This window comes from Lacticaseibacillus styriensis (assembly GCF_030770295.1).
Classification (GTDB): Bacteria; Bacillota; Bacilli; order Lactobacillales; family Lactobacillaceae; genus Lacticaseibacillus; species Lacticaseibacillus casei.
Window position 1 is genome coordinate 2783152 of record NZ_CP132483.1, and the last position, 12835, is coordinate 2795986.

The 12835-nt window shown below is 48.1% G+C and carries 15 protein-coding genes; 5 read left to right on the forward strand and 10 right to left on the reverse strand.

Going from position 1 to position 12835, the window contains the following annotated elements; all coding sequences use genetic code 11:
• Positions 1-193: 193 nt before the first annotated feature.
• Genes LACSTY_RS13035 through LACSTY_RS13055 form a run of 5 tightly spaced genes read left to right on the forward strand, consistent with a single transcriptional unit; the run spans position 194 to position 3525 of the window.
• Positions 194-976, forward strand: coding sequence for a hypothetical protein (locus LACSTY_RS13035; RefSeq protein ID WP_087912945.1), 783 nt, complete (start codon positions 194-196; stop codon positions 974-976).
• Positions 966-1646: a hypothetical protein gene (locus tag LACSTY_RS13040; RefSeq protein ID WP_087912946.1), complete on the forward strand. Its 681-nt coding sequence runs from the start codon at positions 966-968 to the stop codon at positions 1644-1646. Before LACSTY_RS13035 ends, LACSTY_RS13040 begins: the two co-directional genes overlap by 11 nt.
• The gene (locus tag LACSTY_RS13045; protein WP_087912947.1) at positions 1646-2365 is read left to right on the forward strand and encodes an LPXTG cell wall anchor domain-containing protein; all 720 of its coding nucleotides are present in this window, start codon (positions 1646-1648) and stop codon (positions 2363-2365) included. The genes LACSTY_RS13040 and LACSTY_RS13045 overlap by 1 nt, the downstream gene beginning before the upstream one ends.
• Positions 2366-2375: 10 nt before the next feature.
• Positions 2376-3011 (forward strand): ATP-binding cassette domain-containing protein, encoded by a 636-nt coding sequence (locus LACSTY_RS13050; RefSeq protein WP_087912948.1) that lies wholly within the window; start codon positions 2376-2378, stop codon positions 3009-3011.
• Entirely contained in the window at positions 3001-3525 is a 525-nt protein-coding gene (locus tag LACSTY_RS13055) for a hypothetical protein (protein WP_087912949.1), read from the forward strand. The genes LACSTY_RS13050 and LACSTY_RS13055 overlap by 11 nt, the downstream gene beginning before the upstream one ends.
• Positions 3526-3621: 96 nt before the next feature.
• Here LACSTY_RS13055 and LACSTY_RS13060 read toward each other — a convergent pair whose 3' ends face one another.
• The 10 genes from LACSTY_RS13060 to LACSTY_RS13105 all read right to left on the reverse strand — a co-directional run bounded on the left by LACSTY_RS13060 (position 3622) and on the right by LACSTY_RS13105 (position 12804).
• Complete coding sequence (locus LACSTY_RS13060) at positions 3622-4221, reverse strand: hypothetical protein (protein WP_087912950.1); 600 nt, start codon at positions 4219-4221, stop codon at positions 3622-3624.
• A 33-nt stretch (positions 4222-4254) separates the two neighbouring features.
• Positions 4255-5400, reverse strand: coding sequence for a galactonate dehydratase (gene dgoD, locus LACSTY_RS13065; protein WP_025013330.1), 1146 nt, complete (start codon positions 5398-5400; stop codon positions 4255-4257).
• 43 nt (positions 5401-5443) lie between these two features.
• Entirely contained in the window at positions 5444-6820 is a 1377-nt protein-coding gene (locus LACSTY_RS13070; RefSeq protein ID WP_087912951.1) for a PTS galactitol transporter subunit IIC, read from the reverse strand.
• A 55-nt stretch (positions 6821-6875) separates the two neighbouring features.
• Positions 6876-7163, reverse strand: coding sequence for a PTS sugar transporter subunit IIB (locus LACSTY_RS13075; RefSeq protein ID WP_010490817.1), 288 nt, complete (start codon positions 7161-7163; stop codon positions 6876-6878).
• Positions 7164-7183: 20 nt separating this feature from the next.
• Positions 7184-7648 (reverse strand): PTS sugar transporter subunit IIA, encoded by a 465-nt coding sequence (locus LACSTY_RS13080; protein ID WP_025013329.1) that lies wholly within the window; start codon positions 7646-7648, stop codon positions 7184-7186.
• A 16-nt stretch (positions 7649-7664) separates the two neighbouring features.
• On the reverse strand, positions 7665-8291 hold the full coding sequence (locus LACSTY_RS13085; RefSeq protein ID WP_049171809.1) for a bifunctional 4-hydroxy-2-oxoglutarate aldolase/2-dehydro-3-deoxy-phosphogluconate aldolase: 627 nt from the start codon (positions 8289-8291) through the stop codon (positions 7665-7667).
• A 39-nt stretch (positions 8292-8330) separates the two neighbouring features.
• A complete protein-coding gene (locus LACSTY_RS13090) occupies positions 8331-10376 on the reverse strand; it encodes a BglG family transcription antiterminator (RefSeq protein ID WP_087912952.1) in 2046 nt (681 codons plus the stop codon).
• Positions 10377-10929: 553 nt separating this feature from the next.
• The gene (locus tag LACSTY_RS13095) at positions 10930-12120 is read right to left on the reverse strand and encodes an EndoS/ChiA family endoglycosidase (protein ID WP_225362699.1); all 1191 of its coding nucleotides are present in this window, start codon (positions 12118-12120) and stop codon (positions 10930-10932) included.
• Positions 12121-12147: 27 nt separating this feature from the next.
• Positions 12148-12474 (reverse strand): PTS lactose/cellobiose transporter subunit IIA, encoded by a 327-nt coding sequence (locus LACSTY_RS13100; protein WP_087912953.1) that lies wholly within the window; start codon positions 12472-12474, stop codon positions 12148-12150.
• Between the two features lie 15 nt (positions 12475-12489).
• Positions 12490-12804, reverse strand: coding sequence for a PTS sugar transporter subunit IIB (locus tag LACSTY_RS13105; protein WP_087912954.1), 315 nt, complete (start codon positions 12802-12804; stop codon positions 12490-12492).
• Between the last annotated feature and the right edge of the window lie 31 nt (positions 12805-12835).

Consider the following 12835-nt stretch of genomic DNA (forward strand, 5'->3'; position numbering starts at 1 on the left):
TTTTAGCATCGCGGACGTGTTGATGATAAGTGAAAATTTACCCGTTTCACAATAAACGTACGCTTCAGTGAAGAAATTTGCGAGCAGAAAGACCGCGACAAGTGAATCTAAAACCTAGGCAAGTGGCACTCGGACAAGATCTCATCAAAATGTTCGGCCGAGCGTTGTTTGTTTCTAACGAGGTGTTTATACATTGGCATTTTTATGGCTGCGTTTACCCAAGAAACGAGTGGTTTTAGCCGGTGTCATTGCTTTATCGATCTGTGGGTTACAGATGATTCAACTACTAAAACCGATCCCGGCCGGCAATTCTCCTTATACCCGTTGGCTGTCAATCGATCCTTTCAGTTTTTTACCAGTTATCTTTTTTATTTTGCTGCCTTTGATCGCCAGCATCCCCGCCGGAACCTTGTTGAAAAACGATGTTGATTCCGGCTTATTTGCAAAAGTCAAATTGCAATCTTCATTGCACAAAGTTATGTGGTCCTATATCAGGATTGCCTTTTTAACCGGCTTTGCTATCATTTCATTAGCATTGTTGCTTAACTTTGCGTTTTACTTTACCGTTTTGCCCAACATAAAACCGGACAACCTGTTGAACAGTAACATCCTGTTAATTAACCAAAACACGATGTTGGTCAGTCTTTACTATACCCACCCATTATTGCACGCTGCCATTTCGATTCTTTTTGCAAGCACTTGGGCGGGTCTTTTTTCTGTCTTTGTGACGGTGACGGCGATTTGGATCAAAAATGCCTTTGTTGCCATGAGTCTGGGACTGGTTGCGCAAATTGTTGTGTTGATGCTCAATAGCTTCATCAAGTTACCTAATTCTGTCAGTTACTCTCCCGCTGACTTTTTACATGAAATGGCCCCAACCAATGTCAGTCTCGCGGTCACTGGCATTGTCACTTTGCTGATGCTGATCTATTGCATTGCCTTTTCCCAAATCGGGGTGAAGCATCTTGTACCGTAATGTCATCCGTCAACAGAATCTACTCACGCATGCATTTCTCAAAATTTACGTCGTCTGTGCGGTGATCACGCTCATCATCAGTTTAATCGGCGGCAACAGCTTAAACCAAGAACTCATGTCACCGGAAAATCTGATCGTAATTATTTTCCCTCGCTACTTAATCTTTTGCGGACTGATCCCGACTTACCTGCTCGTATTACTCGCTACCATCCAGACTCGTTCGCAAGATGTTCTGATTTATCAATCGCGAAAAGTGGTCGTTCTTCAAGCGCTTTATCGGCTTTGCTTAATCACCATCATCATGGCTGGCATTTGGACTGTTGGCACCCTTTTGATAATGACTGTCAGCCATCATTTTTACTTTTTGGCAGCAATCTGGCTCACGATTTTGGTACGCGCCGTTTATTTGTGGACAGCGTGTTTTCTACTGGGAATGATTGCGATCACACTAACGTTTGCCACCAAAAGCAAGCTAATCGCATTTCTTATTAGCTTTTCCATCAGCGCGTTATCTTTTTACCTTGCCACTGCCACAATGCCTTCTTTATTCTTCGACTTTACCAGTGCAGATACTAATTTCGTCTTGCTTGGCAAAGAAACCATCATGTTAGGCGCTACTTTGCTGTTCGTTGCAGTCATGGCGCAGATTATCGGGAGGAGGGATTTATAGTGTGGCGACTGTTCCAAAACCAGTTTTTCTTTTACTGGCACATCATTCGGATTCGATTGCTTTTCTGGCTAATCTTTATGAACCTCGCCATCATCATTCTCACTTTCCAGATCGCTGGCAATCCCCACACATCCGTCATCAACCTGTTTTTTGATGGTACCAGTTACGCCATGGTTGAAACCCATCATGTCATCTTGCCGGTTTTGTGGTTCGTTTATTTCTTTGCCCCGCTTTTAATTTCGCTCAACAGCTTCAAACAGCTGTGGCAGGCGCGCACGATGCACCTGCGTGGATTACAAATACCACCGCGGCAGTTTGCCAATGTCAATTTGCTATTGCTGGGTTTCATCACAACGACTTATTGTGCGTCGACAATGACCTCAATGTTGCTAGCCTCAATCGCCACATCGCGAGCGGCGCATTCCACCACCCCAGTGACCTTCAGCGAACTTCTTTGCCTTACTTGGCTAGGCGTTTTCACACTTTTGTTAATTCAGGCCATTGTCAATCGACTTAACCCACCACTCGCTTTGGTTATCCCTGCCGCTATCCTCATTGCGACCGCTTATTCGGCAAATCGTCACAACCCGTTCGGCTTCCTGATGCTCAGCCGACTTCCAGCCACAGGAACATGGAATGCTATTCTGATTTGGCTCGGCATCGCCATCGTAATGACGCTAAGTTACATCATCGTTGACCGCAACATCAAGTTAGCTTGAGGAGGACTTCATGACATTTATCGAATTACATCAGGTAGCTAAAGTCATCAAGCATCGGCAACTCTTGCACCAAGTCAATGCCAACATTGACCGCGGCAACATTGCAACACTTGAAGGCATCAACGGCTCTGGAAAAACGTTGATTTTAAAAGCGTTGCTAGGTCTTATCGCCGTCACCGGCAATGTAATGGTCGCCGGCAAAACCGTGCGGACGCAAGATGCTTACCCAATCAAAGCCGGCATCTTAATCGAAAACCCCAGCCTGATCGAGGACTTCACAGCGGCTAAAAATCTGGAATTACTGGCTAGACTAGACCCCAGTATCCAATCATCGCAAATTCAGGATTTGCTGACTTATTTTGACCTCACAAGATTTCCCAAGCAAAAAGTTCGCAAGTTTTCTCTAGGCATGAAGCAGAAACTGGGCATTGCGGAGGCATTTTTAGGCGGCTATCCGCTGATCGTCTTGGACGAACCCACCAATGCGTTAGATCATGACGCCATCGGCAAGTTGGTCCAACTCATTCAAGATTATCATGCCAAAGGCGCCACTTTCATCATCGCCTCACATGACCACGATTTCGTGGAGCAGGTGGCGACTCAAAAACTATTGGTGAAGGAAGGGACGATTAGTGATGCGTACTAAACATAAACTTTGGCTGATTATTTTTCTGATCCTAATCATAGTGATGTCGATCGGTATTTTCCGTTACCACAAAGTCAACGCAAATCCCAAATCACTCGGCGTTACCAAAGAAGTCTTCATTAATCAAAATCAACTCATTCATGCCAAGAACGTCGACTTCATGATTTGCAGCGCCCATGTCTCAAAAAGCAAAGGCCAAATCATGGTGCCGGTTGAACTGACAATCAAACAAACCGGCTCGGCCAATTATGGGTATAAGAAAAATAACCCCAATTTTTTGGAAAACATGTGGCTGAACATCCCTTATAGCATCAGCACTGCAACTGCTGATGTCACGGATAAAGACAACCAGCGCATTCACAAAACCAAGCATCTTTTAGCTGCTAAGCAACCCATCACGCTGCATTTCATGACAACGCAAGCAAATTATGCGTTACGCAATCAGAAGATGAGATTCAGTTTTTTAGTGCCGGTGTCGAATCATTATGTGAAATATTCGCTGTTGCTGGAATAATTTGAGCTTACTTCTGCGAATCAATTCTCATACTATCCAACAATCCTCATCGCAATACACAAAAAGCCCCGATCGCTCGGGACTTTCTTTGTTTATTCAACCTTTACGCGTTACCTCAGACCGCCGCTCCCGTTTCTGCCACGGCAGTCGGTTTCGCTGTGGCCGATTACGGATCGCGGCCAACATGTCTGCCTGACGCTGGCGATCATCTTGAGCGTCGCGGTTCTCCAACGTGGCCCATTCTTCCGCAGTTAACAGCGCCACATTTTGCGGCAGGTTTTCCTTGAAGAACTGGCGGATATCGGCCTCGGGGTGATCAAACATCAAGGAGTAGCTGCCGCCTTTTTTGGACCAAAAAGTGACCATGGTGCCTTGCTTGATGGTTTCAGTGATGATTCGATCATAGCGCCGGTAGTCACTTGCATGCGCGACCGAGCCATACGTGATCACTTTGGTTTTGCCTAACCCTTGGCGATACAGCCCGACACTTGCCACCAGAATCGCCAAAATCACGAGGCGGAGGTTGCTGATGGTGTTTGTCGACCAGAACAGCGCAACGATTAATAGTGCTGCAACGATGGCGACCACGACTTTAAGCCAAGAGGACTTGGTTTTGATTTGCAGCTGTCGTTGCTGCTGCCACTCGAGATAAAGCAATCCACCTAACAAGAGTGCCGTTGCTGTTACATCTGTCATCTCACATGCCCCCAAGCTTTCAATCCGCGACTTTCACCATTCGGCAATCGTGCCATCATAGTTCTTCCAAGACGGGTTGTTCCAAACCAATCCTTCCTGGGCAACTTCTTTGATCTTGTCTTCGTCCATATCAATACCAAGACCCGGGCCTTTTGGTAGTTGAACATAACTGTCTTTGTATTGGAAAATTTCTTTATTTTTCACAAAGTCGAGCAGGTCAAAGCCTTGATTGTAGTGAATGCCCAGGCTTTGTTCCTGAATGAACACATTTGGCGTGCAGGCATCGACTTGCAGGGTTGCTGCGAGTGATACCGGCCCATACGGTGCATGCGGGGCAACGCCCATGTCAAAGGCTTCAGCCATAGCCGCAATTTTGCGGGTTTCCAAAATACCGCCACACAGCGCTACATCCGGCTGCACGATATCAATGGCCCCTTGACGAAATAGATTCTTGAAGTCCCAGCGCGTGTAAAGCCGTTCGCCGGTTGCCAGCGGAATGGAAACTTCGCGGGCAATGTCATCAAACGAATCCCAGTTTTCCGGTAACACGACTTCTTCCAGAAACATCGGATGATATGGTTCCAGCGCATGCGCTAGTACTTTTGCCATTGGCCGGTGAACCCGTCCGTGGAAGTCAATGCCGATTTCGAGCTTATCGCCGACCTGATCACGGATGGAAGCAACGCGATCAACGACGGCCTGCACTTTGTTGTAGGAATCAATGTAGTGCAGCTCTGAGGTGGCGTTCATTTTAATCGCGGTGAACCCTTTGTCGACTCGGGCCTGCGCCTGTTCGGCAACATCGGACGGGCGATCACCGCCGATCCAAGAGTAAACCCGAATGCGATCGCGCGCCGCCCCGCCAAGCAGTTCATACACCGGCAGATTAAGCGCTTTGCCTTTGATATCCCAAAGTGCCATCTCCAAGCCAGAAATAATGGTCCCGTTAATTGGACCGCCGCGGAAGAAGGAGCGGTGCATCTCCTGCCACAGCCGTTCAATCTCGAATGGATCTCGGCCGATTAACTTTTTCCCCATTTCATAGGCGCCAGCGACAACGGTTTCCGTTTTGGTTCCGGAGATCATTTCCCCCCAGCCCGTGATGCCTTCATCGGTTGACAATTTAACAAAAATCCATCGTGGCTTAACTTTGTAAACTTTAATATCTGACAGTTTCAATTCAAAAATGCTCCCTTCAAAACAGTTTCAACGACGTTAACGATTAAGCTTGGGCACTTTTCTGGTTCTGGGCATCCATCGCCGCATTGACATGTTTGATCCCGTCAAAGAAGTACCAGACACCGGCGAAAATAATTAACAAAACCGGAATCGAAATCAGCGGATGCCAAGTGAAGGCGAAGTAAACCGCAAAGCTTTGAATCATCGAAGTGGCCGCGAATGATGAAATATACAGCGAGTTGGCACCAAGTTTAATGCCGACTGATTTGGCAATTTCCGTCAAAACCGGCGCTGTCGAAGTCCCGCACCACAAAAGCGAAGCGGTGACGACCAAGCCAATGATGATGTTCTTCAGCAAATTGCCGTTTGTCAGTGCGACAACCAAAGCCACCCGGAATGGCACAACCGCCAAGTCAGCAAATGGCAAGACTTGGTTGCCTGGTAGGACCAATGCCATCAAGATGGTCAATGGAATGATGATCAAAGCGGTCGTGATAACGTCGGCATTGCCGACAACCACGGCGGCGTCCAAGCCAATGAACAACTTGCGGCCTTTGAACCGCTTTTCTGACCATTTTTGCGCGGAGTCGGAAATTGGCATTAAGCCTTCCATAAACAGCGAGGTCATTTTTGGAATCAGGACCAAAACCGCCGCCATTGACACACCTAATTGCATAATCTTCATGAGGTTATACCCGGCGAAAAAGCCAATGGCCATCCCGATTAACAGCCCCATGATCATCGAATCACCGAAGAAGCCTAAATACTTCTGGGCATCACGAATGGAAAACTTATTGCGCCGCATAAATGGAATGCGATCCAACAACCAATTCAACGGCCATGCAATCACCAATGACGACAGCGCCGAAACGGTTGGCAAGGACACGCCAGGCATGCCGAAGAACTTTTCGGTCATCGGCTGTGACCAATCAGCCAACTTGAAGGTAACCAGCGCCATGACAATTGATGAACCTACGCCAAGCGCAATGTTCTTAGTGACGAAGTAAACCATGACGCCGACAATCGCCATGTGGTGATAGTTCCAAATATCAACGTCAAGCGTATGCGTGCGCTTGATAATCAAAAGCACAATGTTGACGGCCAAAATAGCAAAAATCAGAATCGCGATAATCGGTGATGCCCAAGTCACAGCGGCAATGGAGCCCCAGCCGACATCAAGGGCGGTCAGATGGGCACCGGTTCGCTCAACCATGGCTTTGGCAGCCGGTCCGACATTGGTGGTCATGAAGTCCAGAATCAATTTGATCCCGGCAAAACCAATTCCCAACGTCAGCCCGGATTTAAACGCTTTGTCGATGCGCAGGCCAAAAATCATGCCGATAATCGTGATGATAACTGGCAGTAACACCGTTGGACCGACGGCAATTAACCAGTTAAAGACGTCCATTACGATATTCATAAAACGTTTTCCCTCCAATTCGGTCAGGTTCCCCTGACCTTGTTGACGCACCTGCTTACTTGTCTTTAACCGTCTCGTAAATCTTGTTGAGGGTCTCTTGAGCCCCAACGCCGGTTAACAGTGGCAGCCCGTGAATATACGGAACGCCGTGTGTTTGCCCTTCAAACTGGCCAGTCGTTACCAGCAAGTCGTAGTTTTCGACTTTGCCGGGCACTTCCATTAACTTCGTCTGGGTGGTTTCAACATCGACCCCTTTTTCTGCCAAAAAACTCTTAATCTTCGATGCAACCACCGTTGATGTTGCGATACCATTACCACATGCAACTAAAATATGAGCAGCCATAATTTCCGTACCTCCATTTTTTATTCAAACGTTTTCGCCAATAATTGATACAAACCATCCACATCCGCCGCGTCTGCAATGGCGTGGCGTAACTGATCGTCTTGAATGACATCGACGATTTTCTGCAGCATCTCAACCTGGCCATGCGGTTCGCCAATGGCCATCATGATGATGACATCCACGTCCAAGACGTTGTTGACATCCCCCATATCGTGAAACTTAACCGGATGCGCCAAGGTGGCAACAGAAATGGTTGTCTTTTTCACCAGCTGATAATTCGCGTGGGGAATCGCTACGGTCGGTCGCGGCGATGGCAAGCCAGTCGGATACGTGGCTTCCCGATCAAGAATCGCCTGTTTATACCCTTCCTTGACGTAGCCTTGCGCAAACAAGTTGTCAGCAATCTGGCTCAACGCGTCCAGATTGTCCTTTGCCTCCAAGTGAGGCAGTAATAATTTTTTATCAATGACTAAATCAACCGCCACAGATCCAAGCCCCTTTCTAAAGTGCGTATTTGATATCGACAAAGGCTTGCATAGAAGCCGCCAACCCGTCCACATTCCGGTTGGCCAAATCTTCAGCGTTGAACATTTTGGAACCGATGCCCAAGTAACTGGTCCCATGCGTCAGCAGGTCTTTGGCATTTGCCAGCGACACGCCGCCAACTGCCATTAATGGCAACTTACCGAGTGGCGCCTGAATCGCTTTGAAGAAGTCTGACCCGACCGTGGTTGCCGGGAAAATTTTGACAATGTCGGCGCCTTTTTCAAACATGTCGTGCACTTCGGTCGGCGTCATCGCTGCCGGCACCGTGATGACGTCATGCGCCTTAGCATAAGCGAAAATGTCATCCGTGAATTCGATCGGACTTAGCATGAATTTGGCGCCTTTGGCAATTGCTGCCTTTGCTTCATCCAGCGTTGTGACGGTTCCTGCCCCGATGTGGATGCGATCGCCGTATTGCGCATTGCCGTTTTCAATAATGTCGAGCGCATGTGGCGTATTCATCGTGACTTCAACACCGAACTGATTTTCAAAACCGGCCATCGCTTGCATAATCGCATCAGCCTGCTCCGGCGTGTAACCGCGCATAATCACGGTAAAAGTTGGATATTCAGATAATTCCATGGTGCCCTCCTTGTGTTTCGTAACGTGCTACTTATTTTTTCATTTCAGGTTTGCGCCTGATTTGCTTTCGTAGTGTTGTAAGATTTCGTAAGCCTGCTGGCCACTTTTAGCGTTCAACAACTGCTTCAAAGTGGTAGTGTCGGCAATGATCTCCGATAGTTCCTGAATCGCTTGCAGATGCTGATCAGTATCTTTAATGGCAATCGGCACGATCATGCGAATGTGAAACCCGTTTGAATAAATCACCGGCTGTTTCAGAATATAAAAGGCAAAGCCATTGTTGAGCACCCCGTTTTCCGGAACTGTGTGGGGAATGGCAACCTCCGTTCCAATGAAGCTGTAATTATCCGCAGCTGCTGTCTCGTCGATCAACGTTTGGCGAAACGGATCGGTCACATAATCCAACCGTTCCAACGGTTCAATTGCCTGCTGCAAGGCGTTTTGCCAATCGCGACTTTGACCGATCTGAATCAGATTCGGCGCCGTCAACGCTGACAAGCGCGGCTGGTGAACTTCCGGCATTTCCTCAACCCCTTGATCGGCTAAAAACCGGCGCAAGGCATGATCTAAACCCGCAGAATCCGTAATCTTGGCGTGTTTACGCACAATCGCGGTCAATGCCGAAATGCCCGTTTGGATATTTTTCACGCCGATATCATTCAAGACGCGATAACGCAATTGAACTTGCTCATCTTCGCTTAACAACGGGTGAATGATATATTGCCGCGCTGACGTTTTTAACGGTACCGTGGTGAAAACCAGATCGTAGTCTCCGGAAAAGTGTTCGAATTCGCGCGCCGAAGTGGCGGATAAAAAGCTGATTTCCGGAAAAAGCCGGCGCAGATTCTGAATCATCAATTTGGAAACAATCAGACCGTTGGTACAAACCACTGCTGCGCGTTCCTTACTGACGTGTAAGTCGGCGGACTTTTCCAGCTCACCGTCGAAATAAAAGGCAATGAGGTTGCGTTCATCTTCGGGAATGGTTTTACCCGTCAACTTCTCGAGCGGTTCGATAATCGCATCAATGGTGTCGACCAGAAACCGGTGACGGGGATCGGCGGCCATCACCTGTCCGATGCCGATATCGCGCAGATGCAAGCCATAGCGCACGCGGAAGATCGCCGGTCGTAAGTGGGCAAGGAGTCTTTTTACAAAGTCATCCTGATCCGCCACTTTGATGAACGTCTGCTGTTCAAACTTGGCAACCATCGTGCGAATCGCCGCAACCAACGCTTGATCCGCGACCCCGACATCCCCGCGAATTGTGTTGGCCGATAACAGCAGAATCACCAACCACTCCGCATCCGAATCACTCGTTAGCCACGACTGGGGAATCAGCGGTTTTAGCTGTGCAAACTCCTGCGTATCGCTGATCTGATGCTCAAAGTATGGTGTATCTTTGGCGCGATGCGACAGATTGCGCGTCACGTTCATCAACACCGCCAGCATTAAAAAGCTAAACGATTCATCGGAGTACGTGACATTCCGGACATTTTCGATTTTGTGAATAAAATGAATGATCTGCTCTGTGGGCACCTTGCCTAACTGCTCGATTGAGCTGCGGCCATCGTCAAACGTCAGCAGCTGGGTGACCAGATAATTCAACAGGTTACGCATCACCTGTTCGGAACCGGCGATAAAATAGCCTGCCTGCCGCGTGTACTTCAGCGTCAATTGGCGCTCGTCGAGGAATCGGGCAACTGCTTTTAAATCAGCTGACGTGGTTGTCCGACTCACGCCGCTGAAATCATAGATGTGCACCAGCGATAACAACTCGTCGCTGACCAGTAGATACAGGCAAATGAGCAAGATGCGCTCATCTTCTTCGCGATACACATAAGGTTGCGGCGCTTCGGTTGCCTGGACGTTGAAAAAGTCAGCTACTTCGCTCGGAGTGACAAACTCACCACGCGGGGTCCGGGTAATTTTGGGCAGCTGATGATCCACTAGCTCCTGATTAATTTGGGCCAAGGCGTAAGCAAGTTGGCGCCGCGTAATTTTAAATTGTTTTTCCAAATCACCACTTTTCAAATTAGGATGCCGAATAATTTCTGAAAGGATTTGCAGATTGCGTTTCTTCACTCAACCCTCACCTCCAGGTCCAATATCAATTGTACGGGACAAACCGCCCGTATGACGGCGCTTTCATTCCGGCTTTTGTCCACCCCATTCAGATCCGGAATGTTCAAGGTGAACTTATGCCTGCATCAAGTGCGTGGTTATGGGTTTTTGCTTGGGTGGAAAAGGCACTGAAGATCTAACGTAATGAGTTTGTTCCCGTGCCAAACTCCGCAATCTCCGGCGGGCTGAGGGCTGGCGACCGCGCAGCTAGAGTGGTGGGCACGCCTCAGCAAACCCGGCTGAGTCTCAAAGCTCGGCCTTGGTCTAAAACGGGAAATCCGCCCGTTCAAGACCAATTTCACAGCTGAGCCCCATCTGACCTCCGATTGCTCCGCCTTGGCACTCACTTCTTAAAAAAGTTGACTAACCTTCCTCTGAGACAACAAAAGACGAGTGAATTTTCCGATTTACAGAAAATTCACTCGTCTTATTAAGCTAATGTGAAGGTTACGCCAATCTCAGCAATAATTCGACACCGTTAAAAATGTAATCTTGGATACAACCGCCTGAGCATTCACAAAGCCATTTGAATCTCCTTCACAGCATCAAAAGTAGGATCAACCGCACCGTTAAAGTCATCTTTCATGAAGACGCTGTTGACTTCAAAAGCATTGGCTGCTTGGTTAATTTGCCGGTGAAGCAATTGATATTGTATCGGCGATATCCGTGGCGCTATCTTTTTCAAGTGGCGATATGCTGCCGCCTTAATCTCATTTAACGGATAACCCTTTGTTTCTAGAATGGCGGTTTTCGTCCAGCGATAGGTTGTCTTGCGAATGTGGCTGAAATCCGGTTCTTCATAGGTTCGGCCATCCCGATCAACGGCATAGACAAACATACCGCCTAAATTTTCACGCGAAAACGTTGCAACCGTATGCATGTTCGAGCGTAAAAAATGATTGGGATCGGTGTCATACCAGCGATTATGATCGCCCTCTTCCGGAAAGGTTAAGCCTGCCAGCAACCGATCTTGTGGGAAACCTGCCGCCGTATACGTTTGGCGCATTTTCTCCGTTCGATTTGGCCCACTGCCATATTGTTGATAACCGAGATTGGAAAAGTAACCCATCACATTTTCAAACGGAGCAAGATAACTGCCATTGGTGTCATAAATCAATAAGGTACCATTTCCCGCTTTTGGTCCTAGATACTGTCCCATTGTCTGAATAATGCGGTCTGACAACGCAACTTTTTCGGCGTCAGGGTACTGTTCCATATCAATATCGATGCCGTCCAGTCCCCATTGACCGGACAATTCATAGATCAATGTCTGCACATAGTCATCAATCTCGCTTGCGGTTGGATGTTTGCCATATTGCTGAATTAAGCCATCAACCATGCGCCCATAATCCAAGGCACGAACCAGTTTTGCGCCCCGGCGATGCATTTCCGGTGCATAGACGGTTTTCAACTTATCGAAAAACGGTTGCGCCTTGGCTTCTTGACCGGCTGGAACGTAGCTGAACACGTTGATGATATCAATCCCGTATGGCAAGTCCAGCATGCTTTGCGGATTCGGATCCAAAATTGTTGTATTAACCCCGTGCATGGCTTGGTCCCGCCACGCGCGATAATAAACCATAAACGTCTTTTGCGGCGTTTCCGCTGACGCACTCACTGACTGCGGCTTCACCATCAGACTTAAAAAGATACTGCTGGCGATGATCAGCCAGCTTACCCACCGTATCTTAAAACCCTTTTTCATTGTCATGACCCTCCCAATCAAGCAAAATCAGCTGTCTGACTTCTCACCCAACCGCTCGTACAACGCCACGATTTCCTCAGCCAAGTCGCGAAACGTAATGGCAGTCATGACGTGATCTTGGCCGTGAACCATCAAAAGTGACACGGGTTGATGCTGGCCGTTTGCTTCCGCGGTCAACATGCCGGTCTGAGCTTGATGTGCGTCGGCTAAGAAGTGATCGGCTTCTTTGAGTTTGGTTTTTGCCTGTTTAAAGTCGCCAACTTTTGCTGCTCGAATGGCTTCAAATGCGGCATTCTTCGCATTGCCGCCAGCCATAATGAGCTGCATCACGACCAGTTGTTGTTGTTCGTCCATGAGCCTCGTCCCCCCTTAAGCCATTAAATCAAGCGCGGTCTGTAAAACCCGGTCGCCTTTCATCAAGCCGTAATCGGACATATTGATAACAGCGACCGGTATCGACAAGGCTGCTTTAAAGTCGCCTTCCAAATAACGTACTTGGGGGCCGAGCAGTAAAACGTCAGGATGCTCGACAGCCAGCTTGTCTTTTGCATCTGCTGCCGAGGCCGCAAAGATTTTGACGTTAGCCTTGGTTTGTTCCGCAGCATCCATCATTTTTCTAACCAACATACTGGTCGACATCCCTGCCGCACAAACCAGCATGATTGTTTTCGGATTTTCAGCCATAGTGAAGTTCCTCTTTTCTATTGGGTCGATT